Annotated in this window: 15 protein-coding genes and 1 pseudogene; 5 read left to right on the top strand and 11 right to left on the bottom strand. The window is 45.4% G+C overall.

What is annotated here, in order from left to right; all coding sequences use genetic code 11:
• Positions 1-7: 7 nt before the first annotated feature.
• The 9 genes and pseudogenes from BLS03_RS09435 to BLS03_RS09395 form a co-directional block, all read right to left on the bottom strand.
• Positions 8-1,024, bottom strand: a complete 1,017-nt coding sequence (locus BLS03_RS09435; RefSeq protein WP_093272742.1) for a GGDEF domain-containing protein — start codon at positions 1,022-1,024, stop codon at positions 8-10.
• Between the two features lie 823 nt (positions 1,025-1,847).
• Positions 1,848-2,876 (bottom strand): annotated as a pseudogene (locus BLS03_RS09430) (methyl-accepting chemotaxis protein); the annotation flags it as partial.
• 769 nt (positions 2,877-3,645) lie between these two features.
• Entirely contained in the window at positions 3,646-4,833 is a 1,188-nt protein-coding gene (choV, locus tag BLS03_RS09425; protein ID WP_093272739.1) for a choline ABC transporter ATP-binding protein, read from the bottom strand.
• Positions 4,834-4,835: 2 nt separating this feature from the next.
• Entirely contained in the window at positions 4,836-5,681 is an 846-nt protein-coding gene (gene choW / locus BLS03_RS09420; protein WP_093272737.1) for a choline ABC transporter permease subunit, read from the bottom strand.
• Between the two features lie 53 nt (positions 5,682-5,734).
• Positions 5,735-6,676 carry a choline ABC transporter substrate-binding protein gene (locus BLS03_RS09415; protein WP_093272735.1) on the bottom strand — a complete coding sequence of 314 codons (942 nt, stop codon included), beginning with the start codon at positions 6,674-6,676 and terminating at the stop codon, positions 5,735-5,737.
• A gap of 35 nt (positions 6,677-6,711) precedes the next feature.
• A complete protein-coding gene (gene betA / locus BLS03_RS09410; RefSeq protein WP_093272734.1) occupies positions 6,712-8,412 on the bottom strand; it encodes a choline dehydrogenase in 1,701 nt (566 codons plus the stop codon).
• A gap of 20 nt (positions 8,413-8,432) precedes the next feature.
• Entirely contained in the window at positions 8,433-9,893 is a 1,461-nt protein-coding gene (betB, locus tag BLS03_RS09405; protein WP_093272733.1) for a betaine-aldehyde dehydrogenase, read from the bottom strand.
• 22 nt (positions 9,894-9,915) lie between these two features.
• Positions 9,916-10,509, bottom strand: coding sequence for a transcriptional regulator BetI (betI, locus tag BLS03_RS09400; protein ID WP_093272731.1), 594 nt, complete (start codon positions 10,507-10,509; stop codon positions 9,916-9,918).
• Positions 10,510-10,914: 405 nt separating this feature from the next.
• Positions 10,915-11,805 carry a DMT family transporter gene (locus BLS03_RS09395; RefSeq protein WP_093272729.1) on the bottom strand — a complete coding sequence of 297 codons (891 nt, stop codon included), beginning with the start codon at positions 11,803-11,805 and terminating at the stop codon, positions 10,915-10,917.
• Positions 11,806-11,931: 126 nt separating this feature from the next.
• Here BLS03_RS09395 and BLS03_RS09390 point away from each other — a divergent pair, with 126 nt between their 5' ends.
• A complete protein-coding gene (locus BLS03_RS09390; protein ID WP_093272728.1) occupies positions 11,932-12,414 on the top strand; it encodes a MarR family winged helix-turn-helix transcriptional regulator in 483 nt (160 codons plus the stop codon).
• A gap of 39 nt (positions 12,415-12,453) precedes the next feature.
• The gene (locus BLS03_RS09385; protein WP_093272726.1) at positions 12,454-12,807 is read left to right on the top strand and encodes an MmcQ/YjbR family DNA-binding protein; all 354 of its coding nucleotides are present in this window, start codon (positions 12,454-12,456) and stop codon (positions 12,805-12,807) included.
• A 71-nt stretch (positions 12,808-12,878) separates the two neighbouring features.
• Here BLS03_RS09385 and BLS03_RS09380 read toward each other — a convergent pair whose 3' ends face one another.
• Positions 12,879-13,796, bottom strand: a complete 918-nt coding sequence (locus BLS03_RS09380) for a chemotaxis protein (protein ID WP_093272724.1) — start codon at positions 13,794-13,796, stop codon at positions 12,879-12,881.
• 235 nt (positions 13,797-14,031) lie between these two features.
• Here BLS03_RS09380 and ppiC point away from each other — a divergent pair, with 235 nt between their 5' ends.
• Positions 14,032-14,310 (top strand): peptidylprolyl isomerase PpiC, encoded by a 279-nt coding sequence (ppiC, locus tag BLS03_RS09375; protein WP_093272722.1) that lies wholly within the window; start codon positions 14,032-14,034, stop codon positions 14,308-14,310.
• Positions 14,311-14,559: 249 nt separating this feature from the next.
• Here the strand turns inward: ppiC and BLS03_RS09370 are convergent, their stop codons facing one another.
• Positions 14,560-15,657 (bottom strand): permease, encoded by a 1,098-nt coding sequence (locus BLS03_RS09370; RefSeq protein ID WP_093272721.1) that lies wholly within the window; start codon positions 15,655-15,657, stop codon positions 14,560-14,562.
• A 249-nt stretch (positions 15,658-15,906) separates the two neighbouring features.
• Here BLS03_RS09370 and BLS03_RS09365 point away from each other — a divergent pair, with 249 nt between their 5' ends.
• Positions 15,907-16,215, top strand: a complete 309-nt coding sequence (locus BLS03_RS09365) for an ArsR/SmtB family transcription factor (protein ID WP_093272719.1) — start codon at positions 15,907-15,909, stop codon at positions 16,213-16,215.
• Between the two features lie 990 nt (positions 16,216-17,205).
• Positions 17,206-18,246: an ion channel gene (locus BLS03_RS09360; RefSeq protein WP_093272717.1), complete on the top strand. Its 1,041-nt coding sequence runs from the start codon at positions 17,206-17,208 to the stop codon at positions 18,244-18,246.
• Positions 18,247-18,254: the final 8 nt, after the last annotated feature.

Genomic DNA, 18,254 nt, shown 5'->3' with positions numbered 1-18,254 from the left:
AACGACGCTACAGCGGCATGACTCGGTTACGGCCAAGCTGCTTAGCTTCATACAAAAGGCGGTCGGCGCGATTGATCAAAGATTCTGGTGTTTCTTCGTCTTGCCACTCAGCAACGCCAAATGAGGCGGTGATATTACCAACGGAAGTGTCGGTGCGCTTATCTTTAATGCACATTTTTTCAATATTGCGTCGTGTGGTTTCGGCAAATTGACGGGCAATGCGCAGGCTCTTGTTGGGCACGATAAACACGAACTCTTCGCCGCCGAAACGATAGGCGGTAATGCCTTCACGACAACTCATATGCAGACGTTTGGCAATGCCTTTGATAATGGTGTCACCAAACAGATGTCCATATTCATCGTTGTAAGTTTTGAAATGATCGATATCGAGCAGAATCAAAGATAACGGCTGTTTCGCCGAGCACAAGGTTTTCAAATCTTCATCAAAAGAGCGACGGTTGTACAGGCTCGACAAACTGTCAAACAGAACATCTTTTTGCACTTCGGCGAGCTGTTCTTTGAGACGAATGATCTCGCGACTGGCAATAGTGAGTTGATCATTTAGGTGTTGGGTTGAACAGCGAATATCTTTCGATTCATCTACCAATTGGCGAACAATTTTCATCACATCTTCAATAGCAACATTGGGGGTGTCGACGCGCTGCAAAGACAATAAGCTGCGGTCAATCATGGATGAGAACTGTGAGGTGTTGGTGATGGTGTCACACATGGTGCTGGAGATTTCGTTAGCCAACACTTCAATGCTTTCACGAACATTGGTGATATCCATGTTTGCGCGATCGGCGACATAATTCCGATACAGTAGTTTGCTTTGCGCAGGAGGACAGAGACCAAAATCGGCAATGATGCGGTCGATTTCTTGATTGAGTTCGGGAATGGCTTGGTCAACATAGGTATACCAAAGTGCGTAGTTCGCCGGCGTGGTTGGCACTTGGTTTTTCAACATTAATGGAATCGCTTTTTTAAGGTTCTCTGCTGCGATTTTAAAATTGTCGTCCATCATTTATAAGCACTAAGTTGCACTGAGTAATTATCGTAAAGCTTAGCGGATTTATAGCAAATAAGCTTGTGGTTTCACTTAAAAGTATGAGAATGAACTTAATTTCCAGTTCAATTGAACAGGCTTTAAGCATTTTCACTCCATCAGTTGGATTGGTTTGTTCGTGGTGTTTATCGATTATTTGGTTTTAATTAACACAGTTTATTTATTTTACATCTTGTTCATTAAATTGATAAATCACCCAGATGAATGAGTAGCTAAATTCCATGCATTGGGCAATTAAATGGCATTTTTATTTAAAATTATTTTCCATTTAAAATAATTACTTTCACGGTTTTTCACGTCTTTCATCACCCTTGCTGACTAGTTTTTGACATTTCTCTGTCATTTCAGGGTTTAGAAAATAGCGAGTTTGATAAAAGGACCAAATAGTCTGTCTACCAGAGCATTTCATATTTTTATCGATATAATCCTTGTTAATAACAATATGAGCCAATTAATAAAACAAGAACAGATACGTTCGATCTTTGTCTATTCATGATTTATCTAATATTCAATCTCTTATATGGATTTAGTATTTTCATGCTTACGGTTAAATAAGGAGTTTAATTGCGTAATTTTATGCTCTAACGCCACTGTGGAGGTATTTGAGGCGTTTAAAAACGGGTATGAATACATTTATAGCCTATTTATTGACGTCAACGACTTTGAAAATGGCGCTTATGCCTAGCCAAATCTCCACCGTGATATCTCGCTCACCACTATCCCAATACAATCTAAGTTGGGATAGTGGAATTTGACCAAACTATGAACTGGAGATACGTCATCAATTGGCTTGTTTTGGCGGCTTATACCCCATCCTTAAGCCGCCCCAATGCTTACCGTGAATGTAAATCGGCACTGAGATATCGTGCATCACTTCGCCAGTGTCGCGTTTGTAGGTTTGCAGCAACATGGTTTGGGTATGCTGCCCGCAGCGCTGCCCAACGCGGTCAGAGAAAATGCGTTTGGTGCGGTTGGCAATAATGTCTACTTCTGGGTTACCCGTTAGCGGTTGACAAAATTGCTGATTATGCGTTGGAACATAGCCTTTATCGTCGGTCGCAATCGCATAAACGATTTCGGTGCGTTGCTTGAGTACCGGTTCTTGAAGTGCTGGCAATACCGAATCGCAGTATTGATCAAAGGTAGTGTGGTATTTCGGTGGTTGGCTGTTAGCGGATTTTTGATATTGACGACTAAAAAGCGCGGAATCGCTGATTTTGCCACTATCGATATCTTGCTCAAATTGCGTACCGATGGCATTCGCCAACTCATTGGCTAGACTAAAAAACGGACGATGGACGCTGTCTTGATCGTGTTCAACTAATACGGCGTTGGCGTGCTCGGCCATTTCCATCAAACTCTCGGCTTCTTTCTGCAGTCTGAACAATTCTCCGTCACTGTTACCCAGTTCAGTCTGCACCGTTTCGATGGCGCTGGCGATTTGGCGCAAACCGTGTTCGTTATTTTCAACCCCAGCGGTGATGTTTGAGACTTGCTGTTCAACACTCTGTGCTTGCTGCGCGATGTGCTCAAGGCGCTCACCAACGCTGGCGACTTGAGCCGAGCCTTGCTCCACTTTGCTGGATAGGTTTTGAATGGTTTGGGTGACTTCGCGAGTTTCACTAAATATCAGTTGGACGATTTTCGCCACTTCATCGGTACTTTTTGAGGTGCGCTCGGCAAGGCCGCGAACTTCATCGGCGACTACCGCAAAGCCACGCCCAGATTCGCCAGCGCGCGCGGCTTCAATGGCGGCATTGAGCGCCAGCAAGTTGGTTTGTGAGGCAATGTCTTCAATTACCTGCGCGACGCTTTTTATTTTATCGACTTGAGTATCGAGGGTGTTGATTTGCTCAACCGATGCTGATGTTTGTGACGTGATGGCCTGCATCCCGGTCACCGCAGATTGCAACTCAGCTAAGCCCTGCGAGCTGGAGGTGTGCATTTCCTTTGCAGCTTGCAGCGCATGTTCGGCAGATTGGGTGGTGGATTCTAATGTTTGAGTAATCGATTGGGAGGTGTCGGTAATGTGCTCAATCGAGCCCACTTGAGTTGTGACTTGAGATTTTAGCTGGTCGATAGCAAATGACACTTCTGCCGCGCTCACGGCATTTAAACTCATTCCCGGGGAAATTAATTTAAACACATTATGTCCTGAGTCTTGTTCAGACTCGATGGTGGGTTTTGAGCCTGTGGTGACACGTGTCATAAGTAGACCAATGAACGCGGTAACGATGACAATCGCTCCGGCGCCCAAACCGTAAAAATAGCCGCTGATAAGCGTTGCCAGACACCACAGCAGTAGGTTAGGCACTTGCGCTTTAAGGGGTGGTTGCATGGGTGAAATTCCTAGCCGTTGTTAATTATTTGTTAACTTATACAGGCTAACTATAGCTGGGAGTGCGAGCTTCGACTCACGAGTGGGTATACGTTTGACTAAAGTATGAGATGAAGGTGCGCGAGTTGTGAAACTCTGCCATGTAACAGATTGAATCGCATTAAATTTGCGTGATGCAGATTACATTTTCAACGCCGCTAAAAAAGCCAGCGTAGGCTGGCTTTGAAAATTGAAGAGAGGTTTATGCGGCGGTTGGGGTTTGATAATTTCCCAGCAGCGCGTTATAGAATTCCCCGTCGTTCAGTACGCCGACCAACTGATTGTTTTCCATCAGTAAGACCGGATGTTCTGAGCGATGCTTGAGTTCAATTGCCTCGCGCATATCAATGTCAGGGCTTGCGACAATCAGCATGCTGGCGTTGATGTTTTCAAGCGCCAAGTTGGTGTTATTCCAGTGCACCAACTCCAAGGGTGCTTGGCTAAACACCTCAAGATTATCACTTGATGGCGCAACCCAAATGTCGTGATTTTCACAGATACATAACCGCGCATCTTGCTCTTTGAGTTGATGAATCGGCTGCATTAAAGAGCGGCCTTTTAGCACATTCAGCGGATTAGTATGGGCGACGAAGTCTTTGACGTATTCGGTTTTTGGCGTCAGCACAATCTCTTCTGGTTTGCCATGCTGAATCAATTTTCCGGACTCCATGATAGCAATGTTATTGCCGATTTTGAGCGCTTCATCGAGATCGTGGCTGACAAACAAAATGGTTTTATTCAGTTTGGCTTGCAAGTCTAACAGCTCGTCTTGTAGCTGAGCGCGAATCAAAGGGTCGAGCGCAGAAAACGGCTCGTCCATCAGCAAAATGTCGGTATCCATGGCAAATGCGCGCGCAAGGCCGACCCGTTGCTGCATACCGCCGGATAGCTCGTGGGGGAATTTACTTTCCCATTCCGCGAGGCCAACCATTTCAAGTTGTTTACGAGCGCGTTCGCGGCGCTCAGCTTTAGCAATGCCGAGCATATCAAGACCAAAAGCGACGTTATCCAGTACGGTTAACCAAGGCATTAGCGCAAATTTTTGAAACACCATCGAGACGCGATTGGTGCGCAGCGAGCGCAGAGTATTCTCATCACAGTTAGCGAGATCAACGTTGTGGTCGCCATCTTTTATTTCCAGTGCGCCGCGAGAAATCGTGTTCAAGCCATTCACGGCGCGAAGTAGGCTAGATTTGCCTGAGCCTGATAGGCCCATCAACACGCAAATTTCGCCTTCTTGGATTTCCATGCTGACGTTATCAACGCCAACCACTTGGCTGGTTTGGTCGATGATTTGTTGGCGTGTTAAGCCTTGATCAAGCAGAGCGAGTGCTTTTTTCGGTGAGTTACCAAATACAACGTCTAAGTTTTTAATCGAAATGGCGTTCATGATTAACCCTCGCTACTTTGGTTTGGGGTTTTGCATAGGCGGTCGAGAATGATAGCGACCAACACAATCGCAAGACCCGCTTCAAAACCTTGAGAAATGTTTACTGTGTTCAGTGCGCGAACCACAGGTTTACCGAGACCGTCGGCACCCACAAGGGCTGCGATCACCACCATCGACAGTGACAACATAATGCATTGTGTGATACCGGCCATAATGCTTGGCATTGCGGCTGGAAGCTCGACTTTAAACAGCAGCTTCATACGACTTGCACCAAAGGCTTTACCCGCTTCAACCAACTCTTCAGGTACGCGGGTGACACCGAGGTAAGTTAGGCGAATTGGCGCTGCAATTGAGAAAATAATCGTCGAAATCAGCCCTGGGACAATCCCTAAGCCAAATAGAACTAAGGTTGGGATCAGATACACGAAGGTCGGCACGGTTTGCATTAAATCGAGTATCGGTCTTAACACGGTGTACAACCACGGACGGTGGGCTGCCATAATGCCAATTGGCACGCCAACAATCACCGAAATGACGGTTGCCGAAAAGACTAATACAAAGGTTTCCAGCATTTCTTGCCAGTAGCCCAGATTTAAAATGAGTAACAAAGCCGCCACGATAAATACAACCAGCGACACCTTGCGATGGAGATACCATGCTAATGCAGCGGTGATCGCGATAGGGAGCGCTGGTGGCATCCATTTAAAGACGTCAACCAGAGACATAATCACGGTTTCTAGAACGATTGAGATGGTGTCAAACAGCACAGCAGCGTGGATCGTTAGCCAATCCACAAGCAGCTCCATCCAATGACCCAGTGGGAGTTTGTAGTCAGTTATAAAGTTCACAATTTGGCCTTAACCTGGCGAGCCGTAGCCCGCCAGTCCTCGTATTCGTATTCTTAAGCTTTTTTGTCTTTCAGGTATGCCATGACAGCGGCTGCGCCTGGTTGACCATCTGCAGTTTTCACGTTCTTAAGCCAAGCTTGAACTTGCTCTGGGTGCGCTTTTAACCAAGTTTGCGCAGCCTTCGCTGGTTGAACGTTGTCGTTGAGGATTTTGCCCATCAACTCGTTTTCCATCGACATGCTGAACTTAAGATCTTTTAGTAAGCTACCCACGTTTGGACACTGAGTCAGGTAGTCTTTACGCACGTTGGTGTAGACATTCGCGCCGCCATAGTTAGGGCCAAAGTAGTCATCGCCGCCTGACAAGTATTCCATGTCAAAGTTGCTGTTCATTGGGTGCGGAGCCCAGCCAAGGAAGACGATCCACTGCTTACGTTTTACCGCGCGCGCAACTTGCGACACCATGCCCGCTTCACTGGATTCCACTAAACGGAAACCTTTGAGGCCAAAGGCATCTTTATCAATGATGTCTTGAATTAGGCGGTTACCATCGTTGCCTGGTTCGATACCGTAGATACGATCGCCAAATTTATCCGCGTTTTTCGCAATATCGGCAAAGCTTTTCACGCCCGCGTCGTAAACGTATTTTGGTACGGCAAGGGTGTATTTCGCGCCTTCCAAGTTTGCACGTACGGTTTCAACAGAGCCGTTATCGCGATATTTTTTGATGTCGCCTTCCATGGTTGGCATCCAGTTACCGAGGAACACATCGATGTCGCCATTGGCCATCGAAGAGTAGGTCACCGGAACGGAAAGAAGGTCGGTCTTGGTGTGGTAACCCAAGCCTTTAAGTAACTCACTGGTAACGGCTGTGGTTGCGGTGATATCTGTCCAACCTACGTCGGAGAATTTCACCACGTTACACTGGCCTGCAAATGCGTTGAAGGTCGCAAGTGAGCTAAGACCAAGCGTGAGTAAAGTTTTATTAATAGACATATTAAAATTCCTTGTACTGAGTTTACTTTTTAAAATTAAGAGGCGTCTTCCGAGCCTCTGACTGGCGGTTTTAGTCGTTGTTGTGTTTGCCAGTTTGGTGCTATCCACACAGGTACATCTTTGCTCTCTAGAAGTGGATTGCCCAAAATCATATCCGCGGCACGCTCGGCGACCATGATGGTAGGCGCGTTCAAGTTACCGTTGGGAATGGTTGGGAAAATGGATGAATCGACCACGCGTAAATTGGCGATGCCACGCACTTGGCATTGCGCATTGAGCACCGCCATTGGGTCGTTGTCCGCACCCATTTTGCAGCTGCACGATGGGTGATAGGCACTTTCGACGTTTTGTTTTACCCAAGCGTCGATGGCGTCGTCACTGGTCACGTCAAAGCCTGGCTGAATTTCGTCACCGCGATATTCATCCAGTGCAGGTTGAGACAAAATTTCTCGGGTCAAGCGAATGCAATCGCGCCAGTCTTGGCGGTCTTGCTCAGTTGAGATGTAGTTAAATACGATCTCTGGCTTGGCGTGTGGATCTGGGCTGGTAATTGCCACATGTCCACGACTGTGCGGTTTGTTTGGCCCAACGTGCACTTGAAAGCCGTGGCCGTCAAACGCGGCTTGACCGTCATAGCGCATCGCTGCAGGAAGGAAATGATATTGAATATTTGGCCACTTTAAGCCTTCGCGAGAGCGAATAAATGCGCAGGATTCAAAATGGTTAGTCGCGCCAAGGCCTGTACGAGTCAAAATCCATTGGGTGCCGATAAGCCCTTTACTGATAAGGCCTAGTTTGCTGTTGAGCGTAATTGGCTGCTTACAGAAATACTGGAAATAGACTTCTAAGTGATCTTGCAGGTTTTCACCCACACCCGGCAGTTCATGCACCAAATCAACCCCTGCACTTGCCAGCACATCAGCAGGGCCGACGCCAGAAAGCTGGAGCAGTTGTGGTGAACCAATCGAACCGGCCGCAGAAATCACTTCTTTATTGGCAAACGCTTCAAACACTTGGCCGCTTTTCTCAAACTCCACGCCAGTGGCCACTTTGTTTTCAATCAGGAATTTACGCGCCACAATCCCAGACATCAGCGTTAGGTTAGGGCGTTTAAGGGCACGGCGCAGATAAGCATTTGAGGTCGATGCGCGTACGCCTTTATCGACTGTCATATGCATTGGGCCAAAGCCTTCTTGCTGATAGCCATTGTAATCGTCGGTTTGTGGGTAACCGGCTTCTTTGCCCGCTTCAATAAATGCTTCGTAGAGTGGGTTGAGTTTCATGTCGTTACCGTTACAGGTGCCGACAGGGCCTTCACTGCCTCGGTAGTCATCGCTGCCGCCTATCCAGTTTTCTGCTTTGCGAAAATAAGGTAGGCAGTTTTGATAATTCCAACCGTTGGCGCCGAACTGTTCCCATTCATCAAAGTCACAAGCGTGACCGCGTACATACACCATGCCGTTGATCGATGAACCGCCGCCGAGCACTTTACCGCGCGGGCAGTGCAAGCGACGACCGTCAAGGCCAGTTTCGGTTTGGGTCTCAAATTGCCAAGCGTATTTTTCGGTGTTCATTGGATAAGACAGCGCTGTAGGCATCTGAATAAAAATACTTTTATCGCTGCCACCCGCTTCAAGCAGAAGCACTTGGTGCTCGCCAGATTCACTTAGGCGATCCGCCAGCACACAGCCAGCGGAGCCTGCACCGACGATGATGTAATCGTAGTGTTGTTGCATCAATGTTCTCTCCCTGAAAGTTAAGCGTATGGGCTTTCGAAATCGCCAAGCTCGACATACACACTCTTGGTTTGTGTGTAGTGAAGCAGGGTTTCTGGGCCGTTTTCACGTCCAACACCTGAGTGCTTGTAGCCACCGACGGGCATTTCAGCGGGCGAACCGCCCCAAGTGTTAACCCAACAAATTCCGGCCTGGATTTGATGAATCACTCGGTGAGCTCGTGACAGGTTTTGGGTGAATACGCCGCCGGCCAAACCATAATCCGTTAGGTTCGCTCGACGAATCACTTCCTCTTCATCTGTAAATTTCAAAACCGACATCACTGGGCCAAAAATTTCTTCTTGAACCTGAGGCATGTCGTCGGTGCAATCGGTAAATACCGTCGGCACCACAAAGTTACCGTTTGCCAAACCTTGCTCTGTCAATTGGTAACCACCAGTGAGTAGAGTTGCACCGCTTTGTTTGCCAGCATCGATAGCATCAAGTACTTTGCCAAGATGCTGTTTAGAGATCAGCGCGCCCACTTGGGTGTTGATGTCCATTGGGTCGCCAACCACCAATTTCTCGGTGCGGGTTTTCAGCTGCTCAAGAAACGCGTCGTAAATCGCCTCATGAACAAAGACGCGCGTGCCATTGGTACAGACTTCTCCTTGGGTGTAAAAGTTTGCCACCATGGCTGCCGAGACCGCTTGGTCTAGCTTGGCGTCATCGAACACGATAAGTGGCGATTTTCCGCCTAATTCCATGGTGACCGATTTAAGTGTTTTAGCACTATCTGCCATCACTTTCTTGCCTGTTCCCGACTCGCCAGTAAAAGAGACTTTGGCAATATCTGGGTGAGCAGTAAGCATTTGGCCGACGCGATAATCGCCTTGCACGACGTTAAAAACGCCATCCGGTAGGCCCGCTTCGGTAAAGATTTCAGCCAGTTTGAGCGCAGTCAGTGGGGTTTCTTCAGAGGGTTTGAAGATCATTGCGTTACCCGCAGCCAGTGCTGGCGCGGATTTCCACATCGCGATCTGAATTGGGTAGTTCCACGCACCGATACCCGCACAAATGCCAAGCGGTTCACGTCGAGTGTAGAAAAATTGGCTTTCGCCTAGTGGTTGTTGCTCACCTTGCATCGCTGGCGCGAGACCTGCGTAGTATTCAATTACGTCAGCGCCGGTCACGATGTCCACTTCAAGGGCTTCTTGCAGTGGTTTCCCGGTATCAAGGACTTCAAGTTCTGCAAGTTCGTCATTGCGCTCGCGTAAAATCGCGACCGCTTTGTGCAAAATGCGGCTACGTTCAATCGCGGTCATGGCCGACCAAACTTTGAAACCTGCTTTTGCGGATTCTATCGCGCGATCAACATCGGCGCTGGATGCTTGGTCGATTTGTGCAATCACTTCACCGGTTGCTGGGTTAAGGGTGTTAAAGGTCTCACCGGATGTGGCGGGTGAATATTGACCATTAATGTATAAAGCGTGTTTTTCCATTTCTAAGGCCCGACTTAAGTTATTAATTTTGAGAATTTTTTAATTGTAATTTTAGGTAATCGTTGATGATGATTCGTGCTGCATTAGCATCAATACCTGTGGGGTTGAGCGCCCCACGCAGCCAAATTCCATCAATCAGCGCGGCAATACCTGCCGCGACAATGTTTGCCCGTTCAAGGGGCAGTAGCGCTTTGAGTTCCAAACGCAAGTGAGAAATCAGACGTTTTTCGTTAACTCGTTGCAGACGTTTGAGTTGAGAGTCATGCATTGAGTAGGACCAGAAAGCCAACCAGGTTTTGGTGACTTTGCTTTTGGTTTGAAAGCCAATGAAGTTGGCATCGATGATGGCGTTGATACGCTGCTGGTGAGCATCAGCAGGTAACACTTTAAGTGCGGATTTCACGGTATCTGAATGTTGGCGCAAAATGACCCGCATGGTTTCTTCCAGCAATCCTTGCTTGCCGCCAAAGTAGTGATTGATGATGCCGGTTGAGACGCCTGCCTCTCGACTGATCAATGCAATACTGGCTCCATGTAAGCCCACTTTACCGATCACCGCCATGGTGGCGTTAACAAGTTGTGGTTTACGAATTTTCGGCATCCCTACCTTAGGCATCGTTTAATCCATCTTTTTTTATTGAACGATTAATTAAAAATAAGGTTACAGGGAAAACAATTAGATCTCAAACTACTATTTTCATTTTTTTGCAGTATTTTTGTGCTAGACTCTCGTTTTCTTTTGCAAAACAAGCGATTAAAACATAAGGATATATTTTATTATTCAATATGTTTTACTGTAATTTTGCGCAATAAATCGACAAATTTAATCGCAAATTTAATAATTAGACGTAGAAAGGAATTTGTGTGTCGTATTCAGAACAGAACCTAAATGAGGCTTGTGTTAGGCACAGGATGTGATGAAAAGGTGGCGGAAAAGTTATAAAAATGGCGAGCTTAACGGCTCGCCATTTTTTTATCTCAACGTGATGTTTGTTATCTCAATGTCGAAAGATTTATCTGATTAGCAGTGGCTCGGTTTAAATAAGCGCACGGTGATCAGCTGATAAATTTGCGGTAGCAGTGACATCAAAATCATGCCTGCCATAAGTAGATACTGATGCACAGAGTAGGTTTCATTAAGCAGCACTAGGCCCGCAACAATGCCTGCCACCGGATTGGCGATACCGCCAAAAGTAAAGTCTACCACTGACATACGTTTTAGCAGCCACACATAAAGGCCATAACCGAGCGCGGTATTAAGCAGGATTATCCATGCTAAACCGGCGACGTTTAACCAACTGATATGCTCAATCGCATACAAATATGGCGCAGGTGAAATCACGGCATGAACCAGCGAAATCATCGCTAAGATTGCGCCGCCAAACAGTAATTGCCAAGTCAGTACTGTCCACCAATGGATGCGCCCACCAAGGGACTTGGTCAAGCCACTACCAAATACGATACACATAATGGCAATCAACATGGCCGCCAAACCAAACGGGCTGAGCGTTATTTTACCCGGGTCAAACAGCTGCCATGCAAGCAGCACCAATACTACGCCTGAGAACGCTTGAATCAGCGACGGCGCTTTACCGCGCATTAACCAATGAAACAGCATGGCAAACACCGGGACTGAAATCATGCCTACGCCCGAAATTGCAGAAGGGAGCGTCATCGCCATGACAAAGATCAAGCTAAAGAAAGCGGCGATATTGACCAATCCTAAGGTAAATAAGGTGTGCACGTCACCTTTGGTTGGGCGAGTGGGTTTTAGCCACAGCAAAATTAGCCCCGCAGGCAGAGCACGTAATGCGCCAAGCAGGAAAGGCGGCCAATCTGGCAGAGTGTACTGCGCAACGGCATACGTCGTTCCCCAGAAGAACGCGGGGATCATTGCCAATAATATATTCATGTTAAATATCTTTACGTTGAGATAACTGGGCGTGACTTTACTCGTTTCGATGAAGCTTGTAAAGTATCTTTATATTAAGATATTTTGACCTATCAGTCGTAGCTAGAAGAAGGACGAATAGAAAACATGGACGCCATCGATCGCGTTATACGCCAATGGGATGAGGAAATCCCTGAGTTAGAGACTCAGAGCATGGCATTACTGGGGCGGTTGGCTCGTTTGTATAAGCACATGGAGACCGATATTACCGCGTTACATCGTTCATATGGGTTAACCACTGGGGAATTTGACGTACTGGCGACGCTTAAACGTAGCGGTGCACCGTATCAATTGACCCCTTCAGCGCTGATTGAATCGATGATGCTCACTTCAGGCGCGATGACTAACCGCATTGATAAACTGGAATCCAAAGCGTTGATTTCTCGCACGCACAGCGAGCAAGACAGGCGCAGCGTTACCGTTGAATTGACCAGCAAAGGGCTTGAGCTCATCAACGAGCTGATATTTGAACATGTAAATACGCAAAAGCGCCTTACGCAAAGTTTGGATAAAAGCCAGGTGACTGGGCTTAATCAGTTGATGAAGCAGTGGCTTAGCCAGTTTGAATAGCGGCTAAATCGCGATATCCCCTTGACGAAGGAAAAGGCTATGACCACGAGTGAACTTGAACGATATCTGGACCAAATGATGGGCGCGAGTGCCAGTCAACCGTTTGGGCCTGAGGCAACGGTATACAAAATTAAAGATAAGATGTTTGCCCTGCTCGCAGCGCGTGAAGGGCGTGACTATGTCACGTTGAAAGCCAAACCCGAAGATGGTGAAATTCTTAGCGAGCAATTTCGCGATATTACACCGGGTTACCACATGAATAAACGCCATTGGATCACAGTGTATTTTGCGGGTGATGTTGAAGACAGTTTGATCATCGACTTATGTGAGCAGTCATATGCACTGGTGGCGAGCAAATTAACCAAGGTCCAGCGTCAATCTTTAGGGCTGTGATTGCCAAGATGCTTACAAATAAAAAGAAGCCATTTAGGCTTCTTTTTTTGTCTCGCAGATTCAGTTGAGCGTTAGTGGGTTTGCAGTTGCTTCTCGATTTTCCCCGCACCACGCAGCATGGCTTCGATTAACTCACCAGCATTAAACTTCGACAGCGCTTCATGGGCGCCAACTTGATGAGCTTGCGCTAAACACATTTCACTGGAAAGAGAAGTGTGCAAAATGATGTAAGAGTTTTTCAATTCTCCATCATTTTGTACTTCAAACGCCAATTCGTAGCCATCGAGCCCTGGCATCTCAATATCGCTAACTAATAAGTCAACGCCATGACCTTGCGAGGCTTGAGCGCGCATCAACTCGAGCGCATCCATTCCGTTATTGCAGATTTGGTGCGGTACGTTAATGCTGTCCAGAGCTTCTGAGAGTTGGCGGCGCGCAATTGAGGAATCATCCACTAAGAGGATATTCAGCGCTTTCAGACGTTCACGTTCAACATCGGTGAGCATCGGGATCTTGGCCGATTCGTATTGCGGATAAATTTTCGACAGCAGCAATTCAACGTCCAGCATCTGAATGATTTCGTCTTCATAGCGGGTGACACCCGTCACGAACACATTGCTACCAGCACTTTTAGGCGCAGATTCGATTTCACGCCAATTACATTCGATGATTTTTTCAATCGATCGCACCATAAACGCCACCACAGTACGTAGACAGTCAGTGACGATCAAATAGCAATCTTTGTATTCTTCAGGCTGAATCGGGCGAAAACCGATCGCGGCTGCCATATCTATTACTGGCACCGTAATACCACGAAATGTCGATGCGCCGATAACATGATGATGAGAATAAGGAATTTGAGTGGTCGGCATGTACGGGACAATTTCTCGTACTTTCAAGGTGCCGATAGCAAACTTCTGCTTTTGCATGTTGAGAGTAAACATCAACATGCCTTGAGATTGGTTTGCTTTACTGATTGTTTTTGCCATAGCGAGACTTCATTGACCTAAACTAATGAGTTAAATAGTACCGAGTTGGTATTTATCTGCAAGAAAAAGCAGATAATGTTTAAAGAAAATGCGGCATCCTTGCAGTAAAGAATAAATCTTATGCGGTAATTTTTACGTACAGGTCTGTCCAGATTGGATTTGAAGCATTGTCACGGATGAACTCTGCGCTCTGTTAAGATACAATTCGCGCACTTTGAACAGTGAGAGAAATATTATGGCTAATACAGCGGCAGCTTTGCATATCTTGGTGAAACACAAATCCCAAGCCGAAGACATCATTCAACAGCTTAAACGCGGCGCCAAGTTCCAAACTCTAGCTAAGAAGTACTCGACATGCCCATCAGGGAAAAACGGTGGTGATCTGGGTGAATTTCGCCGCGGCCAAATGGTTCCACAGTTCGATAAAGTATGTTTTTCTGGCGAAGTATTAACCCCGCATTTGGTCAAAACTAAGTTTGGTTGGCATGTGGTTAAGGTGCTGTATCGTACGTGAGGGATAGAGTCTGCACAGGCATTGTATGCTGACTTATCTAAGTCTTAAACATTATCTGTACAGATTCCAATAGGAGCTAACATCATGACTGATACGATTTGAACAGCCATGCTTAACTCATTTTTTATGTTTGAACGAAACATCGCATCATCCATTCAACCAGGCAATTATAATCATCCATTCAACCAGGCAATTATAATCTTCCAAAAAGCCCAAACCCCAAGCCACAGCTTGGGATTCTTAATTAGTTTAAGCGAAGATAAAGCTGTATAGGAAACCGGCTCCCATAGCCATAGTTAGGATGACAAACAGGAAGGCTGCAATCATTTGGTTTTTGAAGATGGATTTCAGCAAAATCACTTCTGTAAGACTTGCGCCTGCACTGCCGATGATAAGCGCCATTACAGAACCTAACGCCATGCCTTTTTTTACCAGAGCGGCACTTAGTGGAATCACGGCCTCTGCACGGATGTACAATGGGATACCGATGATTGCAGCAACCGGAATCGCATACCATTTCGCTTCCCCGGCGTATACCGCAATCAGATCTGTCGGGATAAAGCCGTAGATGAAAGAACCGATTGCAATACCTATCATTAGATATGGGAACACTTGTTTAAAATCTTTCCAAGTTGAGTGCCAAATACGTGTCCAACGGTTTGGTTTTTTCTCTTGAATAATTGTTGCAGTGACAGTGCCTTCTGCTGAGCAGCAAGAGAGTTCAACTTTGGGTTCTACTTTGTGTGCGCTATCACCGCAGCAAGATGTCTTGGCCGCTATTGACGCTGGTTCGCTACCTGAGTTTGTGGCACAGTTTGAAGCAGGCTTTAATTCTCCTTTCTTCGTGCTTGAATCACCACAAGATGTTCCGCATGAAGACGCGTGTGTCGCTTGGTACGCTTCTGGTTTTACGTACCGCTCAAAGCCAAGTTTTTCAAGTATGTAGCCGGCCATTACTGATACTGTCATCGCGATAGCAAAGTAGAATACCGCTACTCTCCACCCGAAGGTCATTACGAACAACCCAATGATTACCGGGTTAAGCAGTGGGCTTGCAAACAGGAACACCATCATTGGGCCGAAACCCGCTTTCGCGCGCAACAAGCCTTTTAGAAAAGGAATAGTTGAGCATGAACAGAAAGGTGTAATCGAGCCCAGCAGCGCCGCGATGAAGTACCCTTTACCCTTCTTGGAGCTCAGGATAGATTGAATTTTCTCTGGTGTAAGAAAGTCCTGTAAGACACCTACAATGTAGCTGATTGCTAGAAACAGGATGATTAGCTCTGTTGCAAGAAACGCAAAAATATCAAGCGCTTCTTTTGCCATAGTTATGATTTCCGGGCTCATATTGACTCTCCGATTAATGCGTTATGAGTAACTGTACATACCGAAATGAAGCTGAACTCTTTATTTCGATTATTTTCGAATTATAGAAATAAAAGACTCCCCGTCAATATGTTATTTCGATACTCTTCGAAATAAAAAGTTAATTCTTTATTTATTATATGGTTATGATGGATTGGCTCGATTTGCTACTGTCGATGATTTCCATTATTATCGAAATGAAACAGTCAAATGTTATGTTAAGTGGTCTCTATGGAACTCGACGCTGTAGCAAAAGCGCTAAAAGAACTTGGGCATCCTACCCGTTTGTGCATTTATAAAGAGGTGGTGAAAGCAGGCTCCCAAGGAATTGCTGTTGGTAGCGTTCAAGATAAACTCGGTATACCAGCATCCACTCTTTCTCATCATATATCGAGCCTTGCTTCTGCTGGACTGATCAGTCAACGACGTGAGGGTCGTACTTTGTATTGTGTGGCTGAATATGAATGCTTGGACAGTGTGATTGGCTTCTTACGAGATGAGTGTTGCCTAAATGAGGATCAAAAGGATAGTTATTGTTGATAGTGCATTGCAATGAACATGTTACTAAAGTGCTGTATCGCACTTAAACATTCGGCTTGATGCAAATATCTGTTATTTGCTAGTAGAGGAGGACGATGTCTATTCGAGTATCTAATCCTCTGCTCTATGTAGTTAAGTAGTCGTTGTGTTGGTTGGCTCAGAAGGAACTAAAAGCGTCTTGTCCGCTTTGATATTACACGACAGGAGCTATGCGAACCCAACGCGGAAACTTAAAAAATTTATTCATGGGATTCTGCAGAATATATTGATTATTTTATAGAGTACATTTTATTCCTTTTTATGTAAGAGCTCATACTCATCTAAGAAATTACACTCCTCCCAGGTTTGCATTCCGGTAACGTGTTCGATTCCTGAACACTCATTTCCCAAGTATTTAATTTAAGTGCTATTTAGGTAAATTTTAGTGATTATCACTAGTAGATTAGGCACACTGTCACAAAACTTTTAGATATAATCCAATTTGTTGTGAGTGGTACAAAAGTAATGCCTGTGTTTGGCAAGGTAATAGCGTGACTTAATGGTAACTAGTAGTAGAATTTGTATCTGTGTATCTGTGTATCTGTGTATCTGTGTATCTAGTGAGTGAATTAAAGTTTGCCTAAATTGAAGCTATTTAATTCATTTCCACCAAACTTTTGTTCTTTTCTGTAAAGAATCAAGATCTTTTCTTACGTGGAAGTCGTTTTAAATTTTGTTGCTTTGAACAGAATCAAGTTAGCGTAGAAAATTAAAAGGGATTGAGGTTTGTTGCGATTGGCGTCATGAACTTTAGAAAACAAAAGCACCTATGAATGATTTATTCTTAATAAACCCTCAAGTTTATCCGCAGTTAAGCACAGATGATGAAAGTTCTGTGGCTGTAAAACAACGTTTTTTCATTAGGTTAGACCTAAAAATAGTTTTGTCTAGTCCGTGATCAAATAATGGCAACGAACCATAAATATTAATTGATAGGAAATCCACGACGTTATGAAATTTGTTATAACTTTTTGGGATAAATACGCTGCCAAATATTTAGAACAGATAGCGCGGCTTAATGTCATTGTTTTAATCCTGATTTATCTAACGATAACATTTATTGGCTACAAAATCTGTGGTGAAACAAGTTTAATTTCTGACGTGCACCACTTTATTTATTACATGGTTGTCACGGCCTCAACGACCGGTTATGGCGATGCTGCGCCAACAACTCCGCAAGGGGAAATATTCACCGCGGTGTGGGTTATTCCATTTGCTTTAGGTCTGTTTGGCCTATCCATTGGTAAAGGTGCTTTTTTTCTTTCACAAATTCTTTATAGACGCTACAGAGGAAAACATATGTTAACCCTCAAAAATCATATCGTTATTTTAGGTTATAGCAAAACCAGAACAGCGCATTTAGTCAGAATGCTTCAGCGGGAAGAGAAAGGGCGGCGCGAGATAGTTTTAGTCAGTGTTGAGTTAGAGGAAAATCCGTTCGATGATTCAATTCATTTTATCAGTGCCGATAGTTTTACCGAAGAAGCGGATTTGGCACGAGCCAATATTCGTGAAGCATCATGCATTGTTGTTGACCTCGATTTAGACGATGCGACGCTAACCGTTGCTCTATTTGCTTCAACGTTAAATAAAAAAGCGGATCTTGTCGCCAATTTCGTAGATGAGGTTAAGTGCCGAATTCTAACGCAGCATATCCCTAACGCCGAATGTATTTCGGGTTTAGGAACCGAGCTATTGGCTAAATCTGTGATTGATTCTGGATCTAGTTTTGTCCACTCAGAATTGGTTAGTGCCCATAAAGGTCAAACCCAGTACAGCATTAAAGTGCCAAACGATGCCTCAAGTTTTGCACTGGCTGATGTATTTATGTCTTTCAAAGTAAATCATGAAGCCACGGTTATAGCGATTCGAAAAGCAAGGGAAGTTAACGTCACGATCAATGCCAAGCTAGATGCGCTGGTTAACCCGGGCGATCAACTATTTTATATTGCTGATGAAAGAGTCAATTTTAACGACTGGCCATCGAAATAAGTTGGGGA

Origin of the sequence: Vibrio xiamenensis (genome assembly GCF_900100015.1) — a bacterium.
In the GTDB taxonomy this organism is placed as follows: Bacteria; Pseudomonadota; Gammaproteobacteria; order Enterobacterales; family Vibrionaceae; genus Vibrio; species Vibrio xiamenensis.
This window is presented reverse-complemented; position numbering and strand designations above follow the sequence as displayed.

What these genes read in the sequence shown, in the direction of transcription:
- BLS03_RS09365 (WP_093272719.1), top strand. Translation starts at nt 15,907, where the DNA reads ATGGAACTCGACGCTGTAGCAAAAGCGCTAAAAGAACTTGGGCATCCT.
- BLS03_RS09360 (WP_093272717.1), top strand. Translation starts at nt 17,206, where the DNA reads ATGAAATTTGTTATAACTTTTTGGGATAAATACGCTGCCAAATATTTA.
- ppiC (WP_093272722.1), top strand. Translation starts at nt 14,032, where the DNA reads ATGGCTAATACAGCGGCAGCTTTGCATATCTTGGTGAAACACAAATCC.
- BLS03_RS09435 (WP_093272742.1), bottom strand. Translation starts at nt 1,024, where the DNA reads ATGATGGACGACAATTTTAAAATCGCAGCAGAGAACCTTAAAAAAGCG.
- betI (WP_093272731.1), bottom strand. Translation starts at nt 10,509, where the DNA reads ATGCCTAAGGTAGGGATGCCGAAAATTCGTAAACCACAACTTGTTAAC.
- BLS03_RS09380 (WP_093272724.1), bottom strand. Translation starts at nt 13,796, where the DNA reads ATGGCAAAAACAATCAGTAAAGCAAACCAATCTCAAGGCATGTTGATG.
- choV (WP_093272739.1), bottom strand. Translation starts at nt 4,833, where the DNA reads ATGAACGCCATTTCGATTAAAAACTTAGACGTTGTATTTGGTAACTCA.
- BLS03_RS09370 (WP_093272721.1), bottom strand. Translation starts at nt 15,657, where the DNA reads ATGAGCCCGGAAATCATAACTATGGCAAAAGAAGCGCTTGATATTTTT.
- BLS03_RS09390 (WP_093272728.1), top strand. Translation starts at nt 11,932, where the DNA reads ATGGACGCCATCGATCGCGTTATACGCCAATGGGATGAGGAAATCCCT.
- BLS03_RS09415 (WP_093272735.1), bottom strand. Translation starts at nt 6,676, where the DNA reads ATGTCTATTAATAAAACTTTACTCACGCTTGGTCTTAGCTCACTTGCG.
- BLS03_RS09395 (WP_093272729.1), bottom strand. Translation starts at nt 11,805, where the DNA reads ATGAATATATTATTGGCAATGATCCCCGCGTTCTTCTGGGGAACGACG.
- betA (WP_093272734.1), bottom strand. Translation starts at nt 8,412, where the DNA reads ATGCAACAACACTACGATTACATCATCGTCGGTGCAGGCTCCGCTGGC.
- betB (WP_093272733.1), bottom strand. Translation starts at nt 9,893, where the DNA reads ATGGAAAAACACGCTTTATACATTAATGGTCAATATTCACCCGCCACA.
- BLS03_RS09385 (WP_093272726.1), top strand. Translation starts at nt 12,454, where the DNA reads ATGACCACGAGTGAACTTGAACGATATCTGGACCAAATGATGGGCGCG.